The sequence below is a fragment of the Streptomyces sp. NPDC001770 genome, from assembly GCF_053596135.1.
On sequence record NZ_JBSFFN010000021.1, the window covers coordinates 27,662 to 50,778 of the forward strand.

Below are 23,117 nucleotides of genomic sequence, written 5' to 3' on the forward strand. Positions count from 1 at the left end.
TCGGCCCGTGCCGGTGAAACGGGTGAGCAGCGGTGCGACCCGTGGGGCGATTCGCGTCCCACCCGTGCCCTCCTTGCCCCTCCGGCACGGCCGGATCGCGTCCTACCGCAGCCGACGGCGCGTCCGGACCCTGGATACATGGGGGATACCGGAAATACCGCGCCAGGACCGGACAGTGCCGACCACATCTACCAGGCCCTCCTCGAAGGTGCCACCGCCCCGCGCCCGCCCTACCCGCCCGACTGTCCCTTCTGCGACCTCCCTCAGGACCGCTACCCCACGCACTACGACGGCCACTGGGTTCTCCTCGAACCGCGCGTGATCGTCCCCGCCCACACGGTCCCTCCGCACGACCGCTGGACCATCACGCCGGGCGGCGTCGCCATGAACCTCTGGGACGCCGAGCCCCTCCCGGGCGCCCAGTGCCACATCCCGCACCGCCTCGTCTGCCCCTGCCTCCGGCCGGGGGACTTCGGGCCCTGGATCACCCTGCACCGGCAGAGGAACAGGGACAGGACGGGCCGGCTCTTCGACCTCCCGGAGGACGGGCCCGCGGCGGCCGGTCACTGACGAAGCGTCATGACGGCCCGGGCGTGGCGACCGGGTCCCGGCAGGCGGTGGTTCCCGTCGGGGCCGTGCTGTTCGGGTCCGCGCGGCCAGGGCGCGCCGCACGGCCTCCGCCGGGTGCGGTGCGCGGCGCGGACGGTGTGGCCTCGTCCGTGAAGCTGTCCCTGGTGGTCGTCTGCCGCTCCCTCGTCCTCACCGGCCCGAGCACCTTCGTCTCCCTCCAAGACCAGCGGCGCGGCCGCGGAGGCGCTGGTGGATGCGCCGAGGACGGCGGCTCGCATCGCCCTGTAGCTCGCCGGGGCACCCTGTGCACGGCCTTTCGATCACTGCCGCTGCGATGATGGGGGTATGTCTGATGCGGAAGTCGAGGTGCCCGCGTCTTCGCGTGGGTATGCAAAAGGGCGGGCACGCCGTGAGCAGATCGTGACGACGGCTGCCGAGGTGTACGCGGACGTGGGCTACCACGGTGCTTCGCTGCGGGAGATCGCCAAGCGCGCGGGCATCAGCCACGTCGGTCTCCACTACTACTTTCCCAGCCGTGAAGCGCTCCTGGCGGCGGTGCTGGAGCGTCGGGACGACGAGGACACCGCCCGGCTCGGACCGAAGGAGTACTCTCCCACGGCGGCGGTGCGGCACTTGGTCGACCTGGCCGATCACAACGCCCGGCATCCGGGCATCGTGGAGTTGTACACGCGTGTCGCGGCGGAGGCGTTCTCCGAGGATCATCCCGCCCACCAGTACTTCACGGATCACTACCGGACGACGCGGGAGTATGTGCACCGTGCGTTGCGGGAGCTGGCGGAGCAGGGGGCGTTGCGGGAGGGGGTCGACCCCCGGGTGGCGGCGGCCGGTTTCGTGGCGCTGATGGACGGGTTGCAGGTGCAGTGGCTGACCAGTCCGGATGAGGTGGACATGGCGGGGGTGCTGCGTTCCCACGTTGAGCTGCTCCTCAAGGAGCCTTCGGCGTAGGGGTGCGCAGGCGCCACAGCAGCAGGAGGGCTACAGCGGCGGTGGCCACTTCGCCGGCTGCCAGAGCGGCCCAGACGCCTGTGGTGCCCAGTCGGCCCAGGGCGGCGATCAGAGGAACCTTGATCAGGAGCAGGCTGCCGATGGAGATGAGGTACGCGGGTGCCGGGCGGCCCAGTGACTGGGCGTAGGCCACTACCAGCGGGCCGATTCCGGCGACGGTGAGCCCGATCGCGATCACCGGCAGCGCCTGTCCGGCGGCGGTGGTGGTGTCGGCATCACTGAGGAACAGGCCGGCCAGGGGCCTGGCCAGCGCCGCGAGGGCGGCGGCGGTGATCAGCCCGTACAGCACGGAGGCGATCAGCGAGTAGTCGCGGGCCTTGAGCGCGCGGCCGGGGAGGCCGCGTCCGGTGTTGTAGCCGACGATGGGCTGCAGCCCCTGGCTGATGCCGGTGTGCGGCATCATGACGAAGGTCTGCAGGCGGGCGCAGACGGCGTAGGCGGCGAGCGCGGTGGCCGACCCGGTGGCCGCGAGGGTGGCGTTGACGAGAACGGCCAGGAGTGTGACACCCGTGCCGGCCAGGAACGAGGGCAGGCCGACGCCCAGCAGGGCGCGCAGCGTCGAGCCGTGGGGCAGCAGGTCCCGCAGGCCGATGCGGTAGGGGCGGCCTTTCTGTACGGAGAAGAACCACAGGCTCATCGCCGCGGACACGGCCTGGCCGCCGACGGTGCCGAGCGCGGCGCCCCGTACACCCATGTCGAAGCCGAAGATGAGCAGCGGGTCCAGGGTGATCTGTACGGCGACGGGCACGAGCCACAGCAGGGTGGAGAACCCCATGCGGCCTTCGGCTCGCACGAGGCTGGAGAAGCCGGTGGACACCAGGGCCCCGCACAGCAGCACCACGGCATAGGGGCGGGCGGTCGCACCCAGTTCGCCAGTGGCGCCGAGCAGGGTGAGCAGCGGGCTCAGGAACGCCAGGCCGAGCAGGGTGGTGGCCGCGGCGCAGGCCCAGAAGAGGGCGAAGGAGTTGCCCGCCGCGCGGGCGGCGGCCCGGTGGTCTCCCGCGCCCAGGGCCCGGGAGACCAGGGAGGCGCCGCCCGCGCCGACGGTGGTGGACACCGCGCCCAGGAGCAGCAGCAGGGGGGCGACCAGGTTGACCGCGGCCATGGCGGTGTCCCCCGCGCCGCGGCCGACGAACCAGGCGTTGGTGAGGGCGTAGATGCCGTACACGCCCACAGCGGCGGTCGTCTGGGTGCAGGAGCGCCACAACAGCCGGGCTATCGGATCGGTGCCGAGCCGGGTCGTGTGGTCGGTGGCGGGAACCGCCTGCACGGAAGTCACTGGCGGGTGCGGCCGAGCAGAGCCATGGCCTCGTCGACGCGAGGGCGTGCCCAGTCGTACTGGTGGGTGTCGGTGTGCCCGCGGTACACGGTTTCGATGACCATGATCAGTGCCAGGTAGAGGCAGTACAGGCGGCGGCGGGTCCGCTCGGTTCCGGTCAGCTCGCCACGACCGTAGCCGCGCATGAAGGGGCCCGAGTCGCCGAAGGCGGCCATCTGGTCGCCGGTGAAGCCGGCCTCGATCAAGGGGTCGCCGTAGAAGGCGCGTTCGTGGTCGATGACGCAGACGATCCTGTCGTCGCGGACCATGACGTTGCTCGCCCACAGATCCCACTCCACCAGGCGGGCTTCGGTGACCTCGTCGAGGCTGCCGGCCTGTTCGGCCACGACCGCACGCACGGTGTCGTACTCCCAGCCGATGTCGACGCCCCGGCGCTCGCCGTCGACGAGCACGTTCTCGATCATCGTGGTGAACGCCTGCCGCCAGGTGGCATGTCCCGGCCCGGCCAGCGGGCCGAAGTGCTGACCTCGGACGGAGTTGATCTCCCGGTTGAACGCGCCGAGCTGCTCCATCAAGGCGTCCCGCTCGGCCGTGGGAAGCGACTCGGCGATGATGCCGAGGTTGTCGGCGTCGACGTACGGCATGAAGAAGTAGTCGGCGTCGCACAGCTCGCGGCTCTGGTCGGCGAAGTCGACGGCGGGCACGGGGACGGTGGTCCGGGTGCGCAGCAGGTCCAGCGTGGTCAGTTCGATCGACATGGCGCCGTGCTCGTAGGTCATCACCTCCACACCGGAGGGCGGGGCGATCTTCAGCACGACCTCGGCGCCATCGCGCAGACGGATGCGGTAGGCGACGTTGAACCAGCCGTGCCCCAGCTCGCTCGCCCATCCGTCCCCGGCCGGGACCTGCCCGGCCCCGTAGGCGCGCTCGATCATGGCGCACAGCACCTCGGGAGACTGCCTGTTCTTGGTAATGCTCTCCACAATCGTTCCTTCGTCATCGGCGTGTCGGTGGTGTCTCCGCAGGGGAAGGGGCGAGGCCCCCATGCGCGGCCGGCCGCAGCGTCCTCGGCAGGCGTCCCAAATACTTACCACGTGTTAGAAATTCTCCACCAGGGGGTGAGGGCGGATTTCTGGGCACCCGGATCCGCGAGCCGAACGACGGGTCACGGTCGGACCCATGGCCGCTGCCGTCCCGGTGCGCCGAGACGGCAGCGGGACCGCCCAGTGACCGGGCGGGGCGGACGGGATGGCGCGGGGTCGAGCAGGCCGCGGGGTGCGGGCGCGGGCCGCCCCGCCGCCTTGCGGGGGAGCCGGACGCTCCCGCGGATCACCTCGGTCACGGCGGGTGTGCGGTGAGGGGCGTGCTGCCGGAGCCGGCCCGCCCGGGGAGCCCGCGAGCCGCGCCCGCCTCGCGCACATCTGGCCGGGCGCGGCCGTCCCGTGCTACCAAGACGGATGACCGCACCCCGGAACCCGACGCAGAAGAGTTACGACGCCGTGATCGTGGGCGGCGGCCACAACGGCCTGGTGGCCGCGGCGTATCTCGCCGGGGCAGGGCAGTCCGTCCTCGTGCTGGAGCGGCTGGGGACGACCGGCGGCGCGGCCGTCTCCACCCGCCCGTTCGCCGGGGTCGACGCCCGGCTCTCCCGGTACTCCTACCTGGTGTCCCTGCTGCCGGACAAGGTCGTCCGCGACCTCGGGCTCCGCTTCACCACCCGGCGGCGCACCGTCTCCTCGTACACCCCCACCGTGCGCGGCGGGGCGGCCACCGGGCTGCTCGTCGGCGACGGCCGCACCAGGGAGAGCTTCGCCGCGCTCACCGGCGGCGACCGCGAGTACGACGCCTGGCGGCGGTTCTACGGCATGACGCGGCGGGTGGCCGAACGCGTCTTCCCCACCCTCACCGAACCCCTGCCCGAACGGGCCGGGTTGCGGAAGCGGGTGGGGGACGACGAAGCCTGGCGGGCGCTGTTCGAGGAACCGCTCGGCATCGCCGTGGAGGAGCGGTTCGCCGACGACCTGGTGCGCGGAGTCGTGCTGACCGACGCGCTGATCGGGACGTTCGCCGACGCCCACGACCCGGAGCTGCGCCAGAATCGCTGCTTCCTCTACCACGTCATCGGCAACGGTACGGGCGACTGGGACGTCCCCGTCGGCGGCATGGGCGCCCTCACCGACGCACTCGCCGACGCGGCGCGGTCGGCCGGTGCCGAGATCCGCACCCGGCACGAGGCGGTGCGGATCGAGACGGACGGCACGGCCGCCGAGGTCACCGTCCGCGACGACCGGGGCGAGTACACCGTCGCCGCCCGCCGGGTCCTCGTCAACGCCTCGCCCCAGGCGCTCGCCGCCCTCACCGGGGAACCCGGCGACGGCCCGCCCGCCCCGGCCGAGGGCGCCCAGCTCAAGGTGAACATGCTGCTCACCCGGCTGCCCCGGCTGCGCGACCGGTCCGTCGACCCCCGTGCGGCCTTCGGCGGCACCTTCCACATCGCCGAGGGATACGACGCGTTGGCCCTCGCCCACCGCGAGGCGGCGGAAGGACGGCTGCCGAGCGCGCCGCCGTCCGAGATCTACTGCCACTCCCTGACCGATCCGTCGATCCTGGGCCCCGGACTCGCGGAGCGCGGCTTCCACACCCTCACCCTCTTCGGGCTGCACACCCCCGCCCGGCTGTTCGCCGCCGACAACGCGGGTGCCCGCGAGGCCCTCCTCGCCGCCACCCTGGCGCAGCTGGACGCCCACCTGGAGGAGCCGATCGCGGACTGCCTCGCCCGCGACGGGAACGGCGCCCCCTGCATCGAGGCGAAGACCCCGCTCGACCTGGAGCGCGAACTGGGCCTGCCCGGCGGCCACATCTTCCACCGGGACCTCTCGTTCCCGTACGCCACCGGGCGGACCGGCCGCTGGGGCGTCGAGACGGCGCACGCCAACGTCCTGCTGTGCGGCGCGGGTGCGGTGCGCGGCGGCGGGGTCTCCGGGGTCCCCGGCCACAACGCGGCGATGGCCGCGCTGGGGCGCTGACGGGGGACCACCGGGAGCGCCGGTCACCGCGCACGCGCACCATGGCGCCGCTCGGTGAGCTGCTCGGTGCGTTGCGCGGTCCGCTGCTCAGCCGGCCGAGGGGGCCCAGCCGATCGCCGCGATGCGGGCCGCGTCGGCCGGGCGGGTCTCGTCGAAGAGCACCCGGCCCGTATCGGTCACCCGGATCGCGTCGGCGTACACCCCGCGCCCCACGTAGAGCTTGTCCGTCGCGTACCGCCAGCGCAGCAGGATCTCCTGACCGCGCCAGGCACCGAGACCGGCGGTCAGGGTGTGCCAGACCCGCCCGGACCAGCCCGTCACCGTCCCCGTTGGGTGTGTGGCCGGTGTCCCGTGCGCCCCGGGGGAGGCGGGCACGGTGGAGAACGGAAGCGGCTGCCATCCGGCGCCCGCGTCGGCCGACACCTCCAGGTACAGCGCGTCCGAGTCCGGCTCGGTGTCCCACCAGAGCGAGCACTCCAGCCGGGCCCGGCCGGAGACGGGGCGCAGGGCGGGAAGCGTCAGCAGGGCGCTGGAGGAACTCGCCATCCCGGAGAACCACGCGGTGCGCCCGTGCGCCGGGCGGACCGCGACGGCCCGCGCCATCCGGTCGGCGGTGGCGACGCGCGGAGCGCTGCCCGAACGCCAACTGCGCACAGGATGGACGGAGTTGCCGAGCACGATCAGGAAGGAGTCGGTCGTCGGGTCGATCACCAGGCTGGTTCCGGTGAACCCGGTGTGCCCCGCCGTGCGGGGAGTGGCCATGGCGCCCATGTACCAGTGCTGGTGGAGTTCGAACCCCAGCCCGTGCGCGTCCCCGGGGAACGCGGTGTTGAAGTCGGTGAACATCAGCTCGACCGACTCCTCGGACAGGATGCGGGCCCGCCCGTAGATTCCGCCGTTGAGCAGCGTACGGGCGAGAATCGCCAGGTCCCAGGCGCGGGAGAAGACCCCCGCGTGCCCGGCGACCCCGCCCAGGGAGTACGCGTTCTCGTCGTGCACCTCTCCCCGGACGAGTCCCCGGTCCAGCCCGGACCACGGCAGCCGGGCGTCCTCCGTGGCCGCGATGTCCGGGAGCCAGGACGCGGGCGGGTTGTAGCGGGTGCGGCGCATCCCGAGGGGTCCGGTGATCTCGTCCCGGAGCAGGACGTCGAGCGTGCGGCCGGTGACCTTCTCCAGGATCAGCTGGAGCGAGATCAGGTTGAGGTCGGAGTAGAGGTACGCCGTGCCCGGGGCGTCGAGGAGCGTCTCGTCCCAGAGGAGCTGGAGCTTCCCCTCCCGGGTCGGCGCCTTGTAGAGCGGGATCCAGGACCGGAAACCCGAGGTGTGGGTGAGTAGTTGACGAACCGTCACCTCACTCTTGCCGCCGCCGGCGAACTCGGGCAGGTACGAGGCGACCGTGGCCTCCAGCGTGAGCCGGCCGCGCTCGATCTGCTGCACCGCGAGGATCGAGGTGAAGAGCTTGGACACGGAGGCCAGGTCGAAGACGGTGTCCTCGGTCATCGGCACCTGCTGGTCGGCGGGGAACTCCACGCCGGAGTCGGTCTTCTCGTCGTACGACGCGTACCGGACCGCCATCCCGATCGGCGTGTGCAGGGCGACCGTACCGCCGCGCGCCGCGAGCAGAACCGCCCCGGCGTACCACGGGTGGCTGGGGGAGTCCTCCAGAAAGGTTCTGGCCACGTCGACGAGCGCGTCCAGCTGCTCCTCGATCAGCCCGGCCCGCCCGGCCGAGCCCCGGCGCAGGGTGTGCCGCTCCGTCGCTGCCGCCATACCGGCTCCCGTTCCCGCCCGTGGGTCCTGGGCCTCCGCCCCGGAGGCCCCCGTGGCGGGCTCGGCGCCCGCCGCCACGCCCGCGAGGGGGAGCGGCGCCAGGGCGAGCGCCCCGCCGAGTGCGAGTATCCCGCCGCCCAGCCTCCGCCGGCCGATCCCGAAACCCTTCGTGTCCCCGGTCATCCATGACCCCTCTCGGTCCGTGTCCGACACTCGCGTGAAAGTAACTTTCGAAAGCCCGTCCGATGGTGAAACTTGTTGCCGAGGGAGAGGGTACTGTCGCCGCCGTTCCGTACGGGGTTGCGCAAGGCCATAGTTGACGCGTCGTCAGCAAAAGGTCCGCGAAAGTCCTGTCCCGGTATCCGCGCCGCCCTTGACCGGCGGCCCCCGCACGCACAGGATTCCGGCCATGACAGGTGTTCGCAGCAGTACGGTCGACGGCGTCCTGGCCCGCAGCGCCCGGCGCACCCCCGGTCGCACCGCGCTCCGGTACGCGGACCGGTCATGGACCTACGCCGAACTGGACGCGGCCGTCAGTACCGCCGCCGCGGTCCTGACCGGCGAGCACGGACTGCGGCACGGCGACCGGGTCGCCACCTACGCGCACAACTCCGACGTCTACCCGATCGCCTACCTCGCCTGCGCCCGCGCCGGTCTCGTCCACGTACCGGTCAACCAGAACCTCAAGGGCGACGACCTGGGCCACCTGCTCGGCGACTGCGCCAGCTCCCTCGTCCTCACCGACCCGGACCTCGCGGACCGCGTACCCGCCGGACACGAGGTGCGAGCGCTGCGCGACGCCCCGGGGTCCCTGCTCGAAGCGCTCGCCGTGCCCCGCCCGTTCACGCCCGAGCGCGCCGTGGGCGCCGACGACCTCGTGCAGCTGCTCTACACCTCGGGGACCACCGCCCTGCCGAAGGGCGCGATGATGACGCACGGGGCCCTCGTGCACGAGTACGTCAGCGCCGTCACCGCACTCGGCCTCGGAGCGGCCGACCGGCCCGTGCACTCGCTGCCGCTCTACCACTCGGCGCAGATGCACGTCTTCCTGCTGCCCTACCTCGCGGTCGGAGCGGAGAACACCGTCCTGGACGCTCCCGACCCGGGCCGGATCTTCGACCTCGTGGAGGCGGGCCGGGCCGACAGCCTCTTCGCCCCGCCCACCGTGTGGATCTCCCTCGCCAACCACCCGGAGTTCGCCACCCGCGACCTAGGTGCCCTGCGCAAGGCGTTCTACGGGGCGTCGATCATGCCGGTGCCCGTACTGGAGCGGCTGCGCGCCCGGCTGCCCGGCCTCGCCTTCCACAACTGCTTCGGCCAGAGCGAGATCGGGCCGCTCGCCCTCGTCCTCGGTCCCGACGAGCACGAGGGCCGGATGGACTCCTGCGGCCGGCCCGTCCTCTTCGTCGAGGCGCGGGTGGTGGACGAGGACGATGCGGAGGTCCCGGACGGCACGGCCGGTGAAGTCGTCTACCGCTCGCCACAGTTGTGCCAGGGCTACTGGGGGCGGCCCGAGGAGACCGAAGAGGCGTTCCGGGGCGGCTGGTTCCACTCCGGCGACCTCGCGGTGCGCGACACGGACGGCTACTTCACCGTCGTCGACCGGGTGAAGGACGTCATCAACTCCGGCGGAGTCCTCATCGCCTCCCGTCAGGTGGAGGACGCCCTCTACACCCACCCCGAGGTGGCCGAGACCGCCGTCGTCGGACTGCCCGACGAACGCTGGATCGAGGCCGTCACCGCCGTGGTCGTGCTGCACGACGGGGCCGCCGCCTCCGACGCGACCGCCGCCGGACTGATCGCCCACGTCCGCGAAAAGCTCGCTTCCTTCAAGGCCCCGAAGAGAATCGTCTTCGTGAAGGACCTGCCGCGCAACGCCAGTGGCAAGATCCTCAAGCGGGAGCTCCGCGAGCGGTACGCGCATGGGGCGGAATGAGCCTTTCGGTAGGGCCTGCCTGGTTCGCTCGGGAACAGGTCATCTGACACCAAATATCGCTTGTACGGGGCCGGTTAGGCCTCGAACGGGCCACGGTCCGGCGTCAGGTGTGTGTACCTTTTGGCTGAGCCCCGAACTGCCTTGACCCGCACCTCGCCCGTCGCCTACTTTTCGGCCTGCTCGGCTGAAAAGTAGGGGCCTCCACGGGGGGCCAGGGGAGGGATCGTTGTGAACTGGTACCTGGACGTACTCAAGAACTACGTGGGCTTCAGCGGACGTGCGCGCCGCAAGGAGTTCTGGATGTTCGCGCTCTTCAACTTCATCGTCGCCATCGTGCTGTTCGCCATCGGCGCGGCCATCGGCTCGCAGTTCCTGTACTACATCTACGCGCTCGCGGTGCTCCTGCCGGGCCTGGCGGCCACCGTGCGCCGCCTGCACGACACCGGCCGCTCGGGCTGGTGGATCCTCATATCCTTCGTCCCGTTCGTCGGCGGGATCATCCTGCTCGTCTTCCTCGCGTCCGAGGGCAAGGCCGAGGCGAACGAGCACGGTCCGAACCCGAAGTACGCGGCCTGACCGCGCGCTCCGCACGCCGGAGCGGCACCCACATCCCGGAGGCCGGGACGGCATGCGCTGCCGTCCCGGCCTCCGGCCGTGTCCCGTGCGGACCGGCAGCCCCGCGGCCACCGACCTACCATGACCCCATGACCGGCGAGCGAGACCTCCGTACCCTCCTGCGATCCCTGCGGCCCGAGCTGAACGAAGGCCGGTACGTCTTCACCAGTGTGCGCGGGGACGCCGTGCCGGAGGGCGTCTCGCCCGTCGTCACGGTCACCGAGCGCGAGGGCCTGACCCTCGTCCTCTCCGAGTACGAGGCGAAGGAGGCCGGTCTCAGCCACGCCTTCGTCGCCGGCTGGATCACCCTGCGGGTGCACTCCGCCCTGGACGCGGTGGGGCTCACCGCCGCCGTCTCCCTGGCGCTGACCGACGCGGGCATCAGCTGCAACGTGATCGCCGGATACCACCACGATCACCTCTTCGTCCCGTATGAGCGGGCCGCCGAAGCCGTCGCCGTACTGGAGTCGCTCACGGCCGAGTAGCCGTCCAGGGCCCTTCGGGGCCCGGCCGGCGGCGCCCCGGTCGCGGTGCCCGCGCCCGCCCGGGCCCGGCTCCGCGACGTGAGCCGGGCCACGTAACATGGCCGCATGTCCTTCCTCCGCCGTCGCAGCGCCGCCACTCCCGCCGGCCCGGACTTCGATGTCCTCGCCATGGACCCGGGGGACTGGCCCGGGAACCTCGGAGCCGGTCTGCTGCCCGCGCCCGACGGCACCTGCCAGGGCGTCTTCCTCCGGTACGACCTCTACGGTGGCCGCGGTCCGGCCATGATCATCGGGAATCTCCCGGAGGGCTCACCCGCCCGCGAGACCGAGGAGGGCCAGGTCCCCTTCGAGGTCGCGCAGCTGCTCGTCGCCCTGGAGAACGACGAGCCGGTGGAGGTCACCTCCACCGAGGACGTCCCCGTGATGCAGGGTGACAACCTGCTGATCGTGCGCCGCGTCAAGCTCTCCGAGACCCGCATCGCCTGCGTGCAGTTCGACCGCAGCGACGGCGTCCTCGTCACGATCGCCAGCTGGGACCGCCCGATCACCGACGACCTCTACGCGCTGCTCAAGCCGCTGCCCGCAGAGCTCTTCCAGCAGGGCTGACCGCATTTTCCGAAGCAGGGCTGAAACGTCCCTGCGGCCCACGGAGGATTCCGTGGGCCGCAGGGACGTTTCGGTGTTTTCCGGAGGGTTCCGCCGCGGGACGGCGTGAGAGCCGTGCGGCGGCGCGTCGGGCTCAGGCCTCGGCGTCGCGGTGCCGGCCGGGAGTGAGGAGGTAGGCCACCGCCATGTCGCCGAGTTCGTCGGCGTACCGGCGTGTGGCCGCTTCGCCGGTGGCGGCATCGGGGCGCACGGAGTTGTGGAAGCAGGCGCCGAGGACGGCGCGGGCCGCGGTGTCGAGTGCCTGCCGGGGCCGAGCGCGGCGGATCTGACCGGTGTAGGGGTCTGCCGCTTCGAGCAGGAGGCGGTGGAGTTCGGTGATGGTGCGGGCCCCGCGCTCCAGTGATCCGGTGCCACGCCTGCGCAGCAGCTCGGGGAAGAGGCTGCTGTTGTCGGCGAACGACTGCAGCAAGGCGTGCGCGTAGGCGTTCATGACACCGGAGAGGGAGGGTTCCGCCGCGCGCAGCCGCTCTGCCACGTACTCCTCGCGGCGTTCCAGCATCCGCTCGGTCAGGGCGGTGATCAGCTGCTCCTTGTCCTCGAAGCGCCGGTAGATCGTCCCGACGGCGACGCCGGCGCGTTGCGCGACACCGGCGATCGTCATCTCCTCGAGGCCGGAGGCGGAGGCGAGCTCCTCGGCAGCCCGCAGCACACGGGTCAGGGTCGCGGCGCTACGGGCCTGCTGGGGCTCCCGGTAGGACGCTGGGCGCTCCGGCTCTTCGGTCATGTCCCGCATGGTATCGGCACCGCTCTCAGCAGGACCTTTTGACAACTGGCGCGCTTCCCGGCGTACTCTGATGATGCGAACGCGAATTCACATTCACATTTTTCGGAGGCCAGGCCATGACTGACAACCAGACTCCCCGGCCCGTCACCGTGACGGTCGAAGCCGGACCCGCCGGCGCCGCGAGCATCGACGACTTCGAGCTCTTCTACGCCCGCCGCGCCGTGGACCGCTTCCGCACGCTGCTGGGCCGCCAGGGGCTCCTCGACCTCCTGGCCGAGGAGATCGAGGAGGGCAACGCCGCCCTGCGCGAGTGCGCCCGCGCCTCCGGCGGCGCCTTCAAGGGGGGCACCACCGTGCTCGCGGCGAAGGGACTGACCTCGGCCGCGTTCCTGGCCTGGATGGACAAGGCGTTCGCGGGGGACGAGCGTGCGCTCCTCGCGGCGCACCCCGAGCACTACGTGATGGGCACCGACGAGGCCGGCGCGCGCGTGGTGGAGAACATCGGGCCCCACGTCGCCGACTTCTCCATGGGCGGCTGGGGCACCGACGCGCTGGCCTGGGCCAAGGACGCGGACGAGCTCCTCCCGGAGTCGGAGTTTCCGCGCAAGATGTCCTCGAACCTCTTCCTGGCCGACGGCACGGTTGTCGGGAGGGCGCTGATCCAGTTCGGCGACACGGCCGACGGCTTCACCGCGAACCTGACGGTCTACTTCCCCGTCACGTGCCCCGACGAGCTCCTCGACCACCACCTGCGGCACTACGCCGTCGAGTTCCGGAACTGGATCGTCGCCGCCGCGGCCGCGCGCGCCTGACACGCCGGGCCGGTCAGGCCCGATGTCCGGCCTTCTCGTGCAGGGCGCGGTCCACCGCCTCGCGCACCCGCTCGTCCTCCAGTCGCTTGCGCCGGGCCCGCCCGCGCCGGGTCAGGACCACCGCCGCGACGATTCCGGCCACGACCAGGACCACGAGCAGGGTCAGCGTCCACGGGACCGCGAGGCCATGGGCCGTGGCCCGGACCGGCTTGAGGGCGGTCTTCGAGCCGGCCGCGTCGGTGAGGACCGGGGTGACGGTGACGGTGGCGGCGATCCGGTACGCCGGAGTGACACCGTGGACCGGGACCGTCACCTTCCAGCGCTCGCCCGGCAGCAGCTCCGGCGGCGCGGCGACGGAGCCGGCGTCAGTGCTGAACATGCCGAACGGACCCGTGACGGCGACTTTCTGGGTCCCGGAGAGTACCGCGTTGCCCGTGTTGTGGAGGCTGTAGGTCACCGTCGCGTCGCCCTGGGCGAACCCGGCGGAGCCGTCGTACGACACGTGCACGTCCTCGACGGCGAGGGCCGGCCGCAGAGCCCCGCTGACCCGCAGCTTGATACGGATGCCCAGACGCCGGTCGACCGCGATGCCCTCAGCCCCGTCGGGCTGCTTCAGCGAGGTGAGGATGCCGCCCACGTAGTCGCCCGGGGTGGCGCCGGCCGGGACCGCGACCGTGAACGGGACCTCGGCGCTCCTGCCCGGAGCCACCGTGACGGTCTCGTGCGCGGCCCGCACCCAGGCGCCGACCGAGCGGGACTTCTTGTCCCGGGTCAGCAGGTCCAGCTGCCCTTTTCCGGTGGTGAAGCCGTCGGCGGTGTACACCGCGAGCGTCAGCGCGGTGGTGCCGTGGTTGGCGACGACCATCGCGTCCTTCGTCTTCCCGCCCGGGTTCACGCTGTAGCCGAAGCTCGACCGGTCGGCCCCGAAGTCGTTGGCGGCCGTCCGGACCGTCCAGGTGACGTCGCCGTCGCCGGCCGCCCGGGCCGGAGCGGTGCAGACACCCGCCAGAGCCAGCACCGTGAACAGGACGAGGGCGCCGGCACGGACGAGGCCGGCGGGGAGGGTACGGCGGGATGGTGCCACTGCGTGCATCTCGGGGTCTCTCTCGGATGAGGAGGTGGGGCAGGATCCGGCGGACCGGAGCCTGCCCCACCGGTGGAGCGGGATCGGTCAGCTGCTCAGCGCGGTGATCGTGAGGGTCGCGCGGTAGCCGCCCTTCTGCACGCTGTCCGGGATCTTGAGATCCAGGTCGGCGCCCAGCTTGGAGGTGCCACGCGCGTGACCCTGCTCCGCGGAGCCGAGACCGCGGGAGACGGCCAGACCGTCACCCCGGTCGTCGTACCCGGAGGCGACCGGCGAGCCGGCCTGGGCGCCCGCGCCCTGGTCGAGCACGTACGGCGTCCAGCCGAGGTAGGAGCCGGCGAACGTCTTGTCGGCGTCCTTGAACGCGCTCACGTTGGCCGAGACGGACCACGGCGAGAGCGAACGGCGGGTGTCCGACACGAGGATCGGGTTGATCCTGCCGGAGGCGGTGAAGTGGTCACCGTTCTCCTCCTTGGCCGTACCCAGGTCCACCAGGCCGTTGTAGCCGTCGATGGTCCAGCCGAACTCGCCCGGAGCCGCGTTGGGCACGTTGACCTGGAGCGACTGGCCGTCACCGTTGTACGGGTGGACACTCACCTTGTCGACGACCGAGCCGACCGGCTGCGCGGCGTCGGTGTTGTTGCACCAGTCGCCGTGCGAGACCTCGGAGTTGGGAGCGGCGCAGGTGCTGCTGCGGATGTTCTCCACCACGAGCTTCTCGTCCCGCACCTGGACCTTGACGTAGCTGCGGACGTGCTCCTGGTTCTGCACCGAGTTGTACCAGTAGTTGTCCGGGTTCAGCGGGTCGGCGCCGTTGCCCGCGCCGCTGGTGCCGCTGTTGTCGGGCGCCGTGATGTCGTAGTACTTCGACCCCGAGGCGGAGTTGGCGGTGACATACAGGACGCCGCCGGGACCCGGGTAGACGTCGGCCGCACCCGGCTGCTCCTCCGGATCGGCCTTCTGGCCGTTCTTGATGAGGTAGCTGCGGGAGTAGCTGTGGTCGTGGCCCTGGAGGACCAGGTCGACGCCGAGCTTGGAGAAGGTGGTCGGGAAGTCGACCCGACGCGCCTTGTTGTCCCCGTCCTTGGCGTGCGAGGCCGGCGAGTAGATCGAGTGGTGGTAGACGAGCACCTTCCACTTGGCCTCGGAGCCGTGCTGGTTGATGACGTCGGTGACGTACTTGGTGTGCGCCTCGTCGCCGCCGCCCCCCTGCGAGGTGGCGTAGCTGTTGCTGTTCAGGTCGATGAACAGCACGTCCTTGTAGACGTACCAGTAGTCACCGCCCGAGGTGTTGGACGCCGGGTTGCCGTTGGCGTACTTCGAAGCCGAGTTGTCCGTGTTGGGCGTCGAGAAGTGCTGCTCGTACGCCTTGCCGCCGACGTCGTGGTTGCCGATGGTGGCGGCGTACGGGACCTGGCGCAGCTGGTCGGGGGCGAGGAAGGACTTCCACTGGTCCTCGTTGTTGGCGCTCTCGATCTGGTCGCCGCCGGAGACGAGGAGTTCGGCGTTCGGGTTGGCCTTGGTGGCCACGTCCAGCGTGTCCGCCCATCCGGCCTGGTCCTGCGCCAGGTCGCCGGAGGAGCCGATCTGCGGGTCGCCGAGGAAGAGGAAGTCGTACGCGCCCTCGAAGTCCTGCGTCCTGAAGGAGTACGCCGTCGACCAGTTGCCCTCGCTGCCGACCCGGTAGGAGTAAGTGGTGTTCTCCTTCAGGCCGGTGATGGTGGCGTGGCGGTTGTAGCCGCCGCTGGTGGCGATGTTCGCCGCGCCCAGCGCGTCGAAGGTGACCGCACCGTCGGGGAACTCGCCACCGGTGAGCTGCGCCGTGGGGGCGAGCTGCACCTTCTGGGCGGTATCGCCGGAGGAGTACCAGCTGACCGTGCGCTGGGTCTCGTTGGCGCCGACACCCAGCACGATGCCGGTGAGGGTGGAGGCGCCGGCCGCGGAGGCGGGCGAGCCCACCCCGCCCGCGAGGGCCACGGTCAGGCCGAGGAAGGCAGCGGTGGCGCCGGTGGCCACACGGGTCCGCACGGGCCCCCGGGCCTGGTGGGAAGCGTTCGATCTCATGAAGTGTCGTTTCTTCTGTGTGCATACGGTGCGTATGCAAGGGCGATCGACAAGTTGTCCGTGCGAGATGAACGAGATCTGAATGCGATCTTGGCGAGGGTTGAACATCGCCACTGACGTGCGGTTTTCACCCACCGGCCACACGCTGGACGAACCAGATGAGCCCCATGGCCGCCACGCACGCGGAGAGCGCGCCGGTGGTCCACACGGCGGCCCGCGGCGAGCGGCGCACGAGCAGCAGGAGCAGCGGGAACACCACGGCGATGATGCCGAGTTGCACTGCCTCGATGCCGACGTTGAACACCAGCAGCGACCACAGCAGGGTCCACGACCAGGCGGCTTCGATACCGAGCGCGCCCGCGAACCCCAGGCCGTGCACCAGGCCGAAACAGAACACGACACCGAGACGGGTCCACCCCGCCCGGTCCAAGGCGAACCTGCCCCCGGCGGGCGCCCGGAGCTCCGCCGCATGGGTGCCGCGCCCCCTGATCCGCCACAGGTGCCACCCGGCGACCACCGCGATGGAGAGCGCGATGACGGGCTCCACCAGACCGGCCGGCACGTCGACCAGCCCCAGTGCGGCCAGCAGGAACGTCACCGAGTGCGCCAGCGTGAAACTGGTGGCGGCCAGGACGACTTCGCGCGGACGCCGGGACCCGGCGATGAGCGCCAGCAGGAACAGGATGTGGTCGGTACCGGTCAGCAGGTGCTCGGCGCCGAGCCGGAAGAACTCCCAGAAGCGCTGCGTCCAGGACTGGCCGATGGAGAAGGACGGGTGCCCGTCGTCGAGCGCGGCGCTCCCGGAACGGCCGCCGACGTCGTAGGTGACGATCGTCTTGGTGCCCTTGACGTACCCCTCGGAGTCGGGGAAGAGCGTGCCGCGCACCACGTGGTCGCCGCCCGCGCCGTGTCCGGCGCAGCTCCAGTCGAGATCCAGCAGGGCGTACGGCACGCCCTCCTCGGTGCCCATCCGGAACGCCCCGTCCGGCGTGGGCGTACAGGCCTTCCCTCCGGCGCTGACGGAGAGGTGCCGGGCGACGTAGCCGAGCACGGTTTTGCGGTGGGCTTCCAGTGCGGCGGCCTCGGCTACGGGGTCTCCCGCCTCGAACGCGTCGGTGCCCGCCCGGAAGAGGGGGTCGTCGTGACCGGTGTCGGCGGCCGAGACGACGAGCAGGTCGTACTCCAGTTTCAGGTCGGTGCGCAGCGGTCCGTCGCCGTCGGCGGTGACATGCGCGTACACGGTCGACGAGAAGCCGTGGGCGGCTGCGGGCCGGGCCAGGCAGAGCAGGAAGAGAACCGCCGCGGCGAGAGCGAGCAGCGGGCGGCGTACACGGTGAGGCATGGGGCTCCTTGAGGTTGCCCGTGCACCGTGCAGGCCGTGCATGAACCGAAAGCGGCTGGTCGGCGAAGCATGAGAAAACAAACGTTCGACGACGGTCGGTTTTATGGAGATCGGGTGCGCCGGCGGCGCAGGATGTGGGAAAGCCGCCCCGAACCGGCCTGCCCCGCACTCGCGGGGCCGCGCGGGCACGCCGTCGTGTCTCCGTCGCGTCGCCGGGGGAGGCCCCTACCGGAGGACGATCGTCTTGCACCGCCCGCTCCAGGCCGCCGCTGTCACCACCGCGGCCGCCCTCGCCCTGCTCGCCGGATGCGCCTCGGAAGCCGACTGGTCGCAGCCGCACCCGCGCCCCTCCGCGGTCGGCGCGCTCGGCGCGGGATTCATCGGCCCGGACGAGTCGCCCGCCCCGGAATCCACCGTCACGCCCGATCCCGGCTCGTGGTCCGGGGTGCGCCCGTCGGACGGCGCCCGGGTCGTCCTGCTCACCGCGGGCCACGACCGCCCCACCAAGACCCTGGTGGCCGCCGTGAAGAAGTGGGCGAAGGACGAGGACGTCGACCTGCGGACCGTGACCGCGGCCGGCACCGCCGACCTCCTCCCCGCCGTCCTCAGGGCGATGGACCTCCACCCCGACCTCGTCATCAGCGCGGGCAACAGCCTCGTCGACCCGCTCGCCACGGTCACCCCGAGCCACCTCGATCAGGAGTTCCTGGTCGTGGGCGCCGAACTCGCCGAACCCACCCACAACGTGACGGCGGTCGACTGGACGGGCGCGTCCTTCCGGGGCGAGGGCCTCGGCATGTCCTCGGAGTACGACGCCACTTCCTTCACCGCCGCCCGGTGCGCGGCGGCCGTCCGCGCGGGAACGGCGGCGGTGCTCTCGGGGCACACCGGCATCGTGGTGTGGCTCGACAGGTTCTGAGCGAACGCCCGCCGCCCCGCAGTGCATGTGGCACCAGCCGGGCCCACCCTTCGCGGGCTTCTCGCGGCCGTCCACCGAGCACTTCGGCTCGGAGACCTTGGAGCGCTCCAGGAGGTCCGTACTGCCGCACTTCTTCCCTGGCTGCCAGTGCATCGAGCACAGATCTCGGCCTGCTACCGGCCGTTCGCACGAGCAACGCTCGTGACCTGTGGATCGGCCTCGGGACGGACACGAAGGGCGTACTTTCCCGAGTGATCGACTTCTGGTCATCGAGCAGGCCGACGTTGCACCGCCGGTCGGGAAGGCACGGATCAGCCATGCTGCGCTGGGCCGAAGAGCGGATCCCCCGACTCGTCGAAAAACATGGCACGGCGCGGACTGCAGTGATCGGTGCGAACGCCATGATCTCCGAGCCGGACGCCACGGTGCTCCTGCTCGCGGCCGGCTACCGACGTGTCTTCAGTCTGGTCCACAGATCTGACAGTTCCTCACGGCCGTTTCAGGGCTCCTGATGACGGGCATCGGCTGTTCCACCGCAGGGCGGACACGGCGCTGAAGCACATGGAGTCGCCGACCCGGTCTCTCCGCCAGGACATGAAGGTCGAGAGGATGTCAGCCAGGCGATTCGGCTGCTGGAGAAGGTTGACGAGCCGGTCCTCAAGGCTCAGCTGCAAGCCGCACCGCTCCGGAAGTTCTCCGCCGTGAGGCTTCTCGAGTTGGACGGAGAGCTCAAGCCGGCCGTCCCCCGGCAGAGCCCCGGGCCGATGGAGCACTGCCCCATCAGCAGGCGGAGGATCCCGCGTCATGAGCTCCGAGGGCGGTTCTTCAGGTACCAGTTGAGGAAGCGTTCGCTGATGCCCTTGTCGCCACCGAAGTCCTCTTTCAGGACCCGCCACATGTACGTGCTGTCGTGTCCGGTCGCGAACGTGCTGCCATCGCCGATCTCGGTGTCGCAACCGCAGAGGCAAAGGGTGGGACCAGCGGAACTCATCATGTGCTCCTGGGCTCTTACGACGGGACCGGAACCGCATTCTCCCGTCATCAGGCGACGATCCGGAAGCCCCACCGGGGCTGGCGTGCCAGGGTGGCCCTCTCGGTCCTCGCCACGTCCATGTGCCGGAAGAGCTTCTGGCCTCGGTGATCGAGGCCCTCGACTTTCAGGTGACCACGACGGACCCACGAGTAGACCGTCACGATGCTGACGCCCGTCAGCTCAGAAGTGGCGGACACTGGCAGCCCTGAAGTTCCGCCGACGGGACCAACCCCAGTGAGGTTGGTCCCGTCATTCTCTCGGGGGCGGCCCGCCGTTACGCCCGCTGAGGGTCTCAGCAAGCCGGATACTCCGCGTGTCATCCGAACGGGTTGCCGCTCCGACCTTGGACCCCAGCCGTAACCGCTGCCAGACAGGCGGAGTAGGTCTTCCGCTGGTTCCACGTGAAGAGGACGGTGTGGGAGTTGTTCGCGATGGCCTTCTGCGCCTCGGCGGCCGCCAGCCGGAGCTGCCCCCGATCATCTTCGGTGGCGAGCTGTACGTATCCGTTCACCAGCCGGGTCGGCTCCTTGGACTGCACCTTGATGACGTCGCTGAAGTGGATGACGCAGTCCTTGGCGCCGGTCATCTTCCCCATGAGCTTGCGCTTGATCTCAGCGTGGCCCGCGTAGAGCGTCACGGTCGCGACGTAGCCCTTGAAGCTCTGCGTTTCGAACTCGGGCGCAGATACACCCTTCGAGAGGTCATATGCCATCGGATCAGTGTGCCGCTCCGTCAGCCGTGTTGTGGACGATATGCCAAGAGGCAGTGCGCTTACCGGTCGCTCGTCCCGCTCTGGTAAGGACGGCCGCTGACCCACCATCCGTGGGCGGCGCAGTAGGTGTTGGCGATCTGGAGGACCCTTCTCAGCGTGGCCATGCTCTCGGACAGGGACTGTCGGTACCTCGGGACGTTGCTCACCGGATCCCCTTGGCGATCTCGACGTGAGTCGCGCGGAGTTCTGGAGGTCCGGCGTGAACAGCGTGGAGGCCCCCTCCCTCAGGTCGCGGCGGTAGGGGGACGTAACCGTGGCTTCCCTGACCTGCGGAGCTACGGGGCCGGGAGAGGGGGCCGAAGTGGCGGGGAGAGGGCCCTGATGATGTCCCGCCGGTGGACTCCCACGGCCACTCCCCGGCCGGCACACGGACGCTGTGGCGGCTAGTGCTGTGACCCCTATGGTTCGCAGGGTTGACTACGAAGGTCTCTTCGGAGAGCGTTTATCGCTCGCATTGGAGAGTGCAGGCTGCCCCGTGGCGGACCAAATGTTCGTCAGAAGCAGCAGCATCTGTAGGGGTGCAGGGGGCCTGGTGTAGGGCTCTCGGAGGTAGCTGGCAACCTGGGGTGGTGCTGATCGACGGATATGAGGACGCCCCGCTCGTTGCCGGGGAAGAGCTGCTATCCCTCACGGGGTTCTGGGCCGCCTACCTGATGTGGCTATGTGAAACGGAGGAGGGCGAGCCTGCCCCAGCATGGTTCGGTGCGGACGAGGCTGACGCCGATGCGGCGTATGAGGCCCTGGCCGACGCGGAGCGATGGCCGGTCTTCCGGATTCCGTTCGGCGAAGGTCACACCGCCGTCGTGCTGGCGCGTAATCTCGCCGACGACGCGGGGACCGAGTACCTGGTGACGCATCCCTCTTGGAGCCGTCTGGGACACCTGGCCACGCTTGACGGACACCAAGCCGGCCCCGGCCTGTCGTGGCGCGAGCTGATCCACATTGCCAGTACGCCCGATCGAACTGCCGCAGGAGTCCACGACCCGAACGCTCGCCTGCTCCTCCTCCTGCCTGCCCTGGGTGACCGCGATCTCCCCACCGACGCACCCGATGTCCTCCGCAGTGCCCTCGTGTGGGCGGGAGTACCAGTGGCAGAAACCCACCGAGTGACCGAATCCCTGCTTCTGGACCATCCATACTGGGAGCCTGCCGGATGGTCACTGCCGTCCGTGTCGCCGCTCTCCGGCAGCAGCAAGGAATCGTTCATCGGCATCCTCTACTGCGACGATCCCGGAAGCCCTCGGTGCGGAATACGCATAGCTCAGGGCATCACTCGGGAGCAGAGCGACCGGCTGGCCCATGCGCTCGGCACCTGGGCAGCCCCCTGAATCCAGCCCGATCGCGTGCGAGGCGGCCAAGTGCAAGTACCGAGGTGCTTCCGGAACTCGGGCTCTGGCTCAAATTCCGTGACCTGCGCACGCTGAGTGACGGTTCGCGGCTGTGTCAGTCTCCGAAAGGTTGCCTGAAATTGATCAGTGGCGATCTTAGGTGGCTGACAGTTCGGGGCTGCGGGAGAGCTGGTCCTCCGACTGGAGGAGGTGCTGTTCCCGTCGATCGCGGATGCGGCGGTGGTGTCGGTGGACGTGGACAACCAGACGGTGCGGGTCCAGGCCCGCAGTAGAGCGCCCGGTTCGGCGTGTCCGGGGTGCGGGAGCTGGTGACTCGGGTTCATAGCTCTTACCTGCGGTTTCCGGCGGATGTGCCCAGTGGAGGGCTGCGGGTGGTGCTTAGTCTGCGGGTCTGCCGCTTCGCCTGCCGGCTCGCTTCGTGCCTGCGGCGGACGTTCGTTGGGCAGGTGCCGGGACTGACACGGAGGTACGGCCGGTGGACGGAGCGTCTGCGCTCGACACTGGCGGCGGTCGGACTCGCCCTGGCTGGTCGGGCAGGCGCTCGGATGGCCAGTGTTTTCGGGGTGTCCGTCAGCCGCAGCACGGTGCTGCGGCTGGTCGAGGCGCTGCCCGAACTACGCGGGTCGTCGGCGTCGACGAGTACGCCACGCGCAAGGGCAGCCACCTACGGCACGGTGCTGGTCGACATCGAGACGCGACGGCCGGTTGACCTGCTGCCGGACCGGGAGGCATCGAGCCTGGCTGGCCGAGAGGCCAGGTATCGAGATTGTCTGCCGGGACCGAGCCCCGTTCTTTGCCGAAGGCGCCACTGTTGGCGCACCTCAAGCGGTGCAGGTCGCAGACCGATGGCACCTCTGGCACAACCTCAGCGAAGCCGCCGAACGGTGTGTCGCTGACATCGGAGCTGCCTGCGTGGCACCGCGCCTCACCCGCTCAACAGGTCAAGGAACCAGAAGAACTGGCTGACCCTACTGGCTCGCCGTGGCCGGCAGGCCACCGGTTCGCCGACCGAACCCGCGTCAACCATGCCGCCGTTCACGCACTGCTGGCCGCTGGCCACAGCCGCCGCGCGATCCAACGCCAGCTCAGCATGACCTACCGCACGGTCAAATTCCTCGCCGCCACCACCCCGGAGGACCTCTTCCACGGCCAATGGCAGGGTCGCCCATCCGTCCCTACTTCCGCACCAAACGCCTCGCGGCCGACCCGGCCACCGCACCTCCGCCCTCGCCCCGCACTGTCGTCGGCTGGATCCTCCGCCACCCCGACTCCCTCTCCGAGGGGGAACAGCTTCGCCCAAAGGCCGTCCTGGCCGACTGTCCCGAACTGGAAGCCCTCACCGGACATGTCCGGTCCTTCGCTCAGATCTTCACCGAGCGACAGGGCCAACGGCTGCCCGAGTGGTTCGACGCAGTCCGCAGAGACGACCTGCCGGACCTCCACACCCTCGCCGCCGGCATCGACCGCGACCGGGCCGCGGTCATCGCCGGGCTCACCCTGCCCTGGGACTCGGGCGTCGTGGAAGGACACGTCAACGGCATCAAGATGCTCAAACGCCAGATGTTCGGCCGAGCCGGCTTCGCACTCCTGAGGAAACGAGTCCTCCTCGCTCCATGACCGGTGCCAACACGTTGAACGCGAGTGA

Annotated in this window: 21 protein-coding genes and 1 pseudogene; 12 read left to right on the forward strand and 10 right to left on the reverse strand. The window is 70.5% G+C overall.

Translation table 11 applies throughout. The features are described 5' to 3' along the window. Positions 1-138: 138 nt before the first annotated feature. Both ACWCSV_RS19800 and ACWCSV_RS19805 read left to right on the forward strand, forming a co-directional pair. Entirely contained in the window at positions 139-570 is a 432-nt protein-coding gene (locus tag ACWCSV_RS19800; RefSeq protein ID WP_451143890.1) for a DUF6083 domain-containing protein, read from the forward strand. Positions 571-915: 345 nt separating this feature from the next. Continuing rightward, entirely contained in the window at positions 916-1,536 is a 621-nt protein-coding gene (locus tag ACWCSV_RS19805) for a TetR/AcrR family transcriptional regulator (RefSeq protein WP_451143892.1), read from the forward strand. Here ACWCSV_RS19805 and ACWCSV_RS19810 read toward each other — a convergent pair. Together ACWCSV_RS19810 and ACWCSV_RS19815 are read right to left on the reverse strand one after the other, a co-directional pair. Next, the gene (locus ACWCSV_RS19810) at positions 1,517-2,866 is read right to left on the reverse strand and encodes an MATE family efflux transporter (RefSeq protein WP_451143894.1); all 1,350 of its coding nucleotides are present in this window, start codon (positions 2,864-2,866) and stop codon (positions 1,517-1,519) included. The genes ACWCSV_RS19805 and ACWCSV_RS19810 overlap by 20 nt on opposite strands. A 5-nt stretch (positions 2,867-2,871) precedes the next feature. After that, the gene (locus tag ACWCSV_RS19815) at positions 2,872-3,858 is read right to left on the reverse strand and encodes a phosphotransferase family protein (protein ID WP_451143896.1); all 987 of its coding nucleotides are present in this window, start codon (positions 3,856-3,858) and stop codon (positions 2,872-2,874) included. Between the two features lie 474 nt (positions 3,859-4,332). On the opposite strand from ACWCSV_RS19815, the gene ACWCSV_RS19820 reads away from it, so the two are divergent. Further along, positions 4,333-5,901 (forward strand): phytoene desaturase family protein, encoded by a 1,569-nt coding sequence (locus ACWCSV_RS19820; RefSeq protein ID WP_451143900.1) that lies wholly within the window; start codon positions 4,333-4,335, stop codon positions 5,899-5,901. A gap of 87 nt (positions 5,902-5,988) precedes the next feature. Here the strand turns inward: ACWCSV_RS19820 and ACWCSV_RS19825 are convergent, their stop codons facing one another. Continuing rightward, a complete protein-coding gene (locus ACWCSV_RS19825; RefSeq protein ID WP_451143902.1) occupies positions 5,989-7,854 on the reverse strand; it encodes a serine hydrolase in 1,866 nt (621 codons plus the stop codon). Positions 7,855-8,080: 226 nt separating this feature from the next. Here ACWCSV_RS19825 and ACWCSV_RS19830 point away from each other — a divergent pair, with 226 nt between their 5' ends. The 4 genes from ACWCSV_RS19830 to ACWCSV_RS19845 all read left to right on the forward strand — a co-directional run bounded on the left by ACWCSV_RS19830 (position 8,081) and on the right by ACWCSV_RS19845 (position 11,313). Beyond that, positions 8,081-9,607 carry a fatty acyl-CoA synthetase gene (locus ACWCSV_RS19830; RefSeq protein ID WP_451143904.1) on the forward strand — a complete coding sequence of 509 codons (1,527 nt, stop codon included), beginning with the start codon at positions 8,081-8,083 and terminating at the stop codon, positions 9,605-9,607. A gap of 228 nt (positions 9,608-9,835) precedes the next feature. After that, positions 9,836-10,183 (forward strand): DUF805 domain-containing protein, encoded by a 348-nt coding sequence (locus tag ACWCSV_RS19835; RefSeq protein WP_451143906.1) that lies wholly within the window; start codon positions 9,836-9,838, stop codon positions 10,181-10,183. A gap of 128 nt (positions 10,184-10,311) precedes the next feature. Next, a complete protein-coding gene (locus tag ACWCSV_RS19840; RefSeq protein WP_451143908.1) occupies positions 10,312-10,707 on the forward strand; it encodes an ACT domain-containing protein in 396 nt (131 codons plus the stop codon). A gap of 105 nt (positions 10,708-10,812) precedes the next feature. Beyond that, a complete protein-coding gene (locus ACWCSV_RS19845; protein ID WP_451143910.1) occupies positions 10,813-11,313 on the forward strand; it encodes a hypothetical protein in 501 nt (166 codons plus the stop codon). 133 nt (positions 11,314-11,446) lie between these two features. On the opposite strand, the gene ACWCSV_RS19850 is transcribed toward ACWCSV_RS19845, so the two are convergent. Next, entirely contained in the window at positions 11,447-12,097 is a 651-nt protein-coding gene (locus ACWCSV_RS19850; protein WP_451143912.1) for a TetR/AcrR family transcriptional regulator, read from the reverse strand. A gap of 116 nt (positions 12,098-12,213) precedes the next feature. Between ACWCSV_RS19850 and ACWCSV_RS19855 the strand changes: the two genes are divergently transcribed. Next, positions 12,214-12,909 (forward strand): hypothetical protein, encoded by a 696-nt coding sequence (locus ACWCSV_RS19855; RefSeq protein ID WP_451143914.1) that lies wholly within the window; start codon positions 12,214-12,216, stop codon positions 12,907-12,909. Positions 12,910-12,922: 13 nt separating this feature from the next. Here ACWCSV_RS19855 and ACWCSV_RS19860 read toward each other — a convergent pair whose 3' ends face one another. From ACWCSV_RS19860 to ACWCSV_RS19870, 3 genes are all read right to left on the reverse strand, one after another. Further along, entirely contained in the window at positions 12,923-14,002 is a 1,080-nt protein-coding gene (locus tag ACWCSV_RS19860) for a WxL protein peptidoglycan domain-containing protein (RefSeq protein WP_451143916.1), read from the reverse strand. Positions 14,003-14,080: 78 nt separating this feature from the next. Continuing rightward, the gene (locus ACWCSV_RS19865; RefSeq protein ID WP_451143918.1) at positions 14,081-16,057 is read right to left on the reverse strand and encodes a fibronectin type III domain-containing protein; all 1,977 of its coding nucleotides are present in this window, start codon (positions 16,055-16,057) and stop codon (positions 14,081-14,083) included. Between the two features lie 127 nt (positions 16,058-16,184). Continuing rightward, positions 16,185-17,399 (reverse strand): HupE/UreJ family protein, encoded by a 1,215-nt coding sequence (locus ACWCSV_RS19870; protein ID WP_451143920.1) that lies wholly within the window; start codon positions 17,397-17,399, stop codon positions 16,185-16,187. A 244-nt stretch (positions 17,400-17,643) separates the two neighbouring features. Between ACWCSV_RS19870 and ACWCSV_RS19875 the strand changes: the two genes are divergently transcribed. Then, on the forward strand, positions 17,644-18,318 hold the full coding sequence (locus ACWCSV_RS19875; protein ID WP_451143922.1) for a hypothetical protein: 675 nt from the start codon (positions 17,644-17,646) through the stop codon (positions 18,316-18,318). 287 nt (positions 18,319-18,605) lie between these two features. Then, positions 18,606-18,788, forward strand: a pseudogene (locus ACWCSV_RS19880) (GNAT family N-acetyltransferase); the annotation flags it as partial. 332 nt (positions 18,789-19,120) lie between these two features. Here the strand turns inward: ACWCSV_RS19880 and ACWCSV_RS19885 are convergent. From ACWCSV_RS19885 to ACWCSV_RS19895, 3 genes are all read right to left on the reverse strand, one after another. Continuing rightward, on the reverse strand, positions 19,121-19,309 hold the full coding sequence (locus ACWCSV_RS19885) for a hypothetical protein (RefSeq protein WP_451143924.1): 189 nt from the start codon (positions 19,307-19,309) through the stop codon (positions 19,121-19,123). Between the two features lie 50 nt (positions 19,310-19,359). Further along, complete coding sequence (locus ACWCSV_RS19890; RefSeq protein WP_451143926.1) at positions 19,360-19,548, reverse strand: hypothetical protein; 189 nt, start codon at positions 19,546-19,548, stop codon at positions 19,360-19,362. 119 nt (positions 19,549-19,667) lie between these two features. Next, the gene (locus ACWCSV_RS19895; RefSeq protein ID WP_451143928.1) at positions 19,668-20,063 is read right to left on the reverse strand and encodes a hypothetical protein; all 396 of its coding nucleotides are present in this window, start codon (positions 20,061-20,063) and stop codon (positions 19,668-19,670) included. 629 nt (positions 20,064-20,692) lie between these two features. Between ACWCSV_RS19895 and ACWCSV_RS19900 the strand changes: the two genes are divergently transcribed. Both ACWCSV_RS19900 and ACWCSV_RS19905 read left to right on the forward strand, forming a co-directional pair. After that, positions 20,693-21,451 carry a hypothetical protein gene (locus ACWCSV_RS19900; RefSeq protein WP_451143930.1) on the forward strand — a complete coding sequence of 253 codons (759 nt, stop codon included), beginning with the start codon at positions 20,693-20,695 and terminating at the stop codon, positions 21,449-21,451. A 1,173-nt stretch (positions 21,452-22,624) separates the two neighbouring features. After that, complete coding sequence (locus ACWCSV_RS19905; RefSeq protein ID WP_451143932.1) at positions 22,625-23,089, forward strand: ISL3 family transposase; 465 nt, start codon at positions 22,625-22,627, stop codon at positions 23,087-23,089. Positions 23,090-23,117 lie beyond the last annotated feature (28 nt).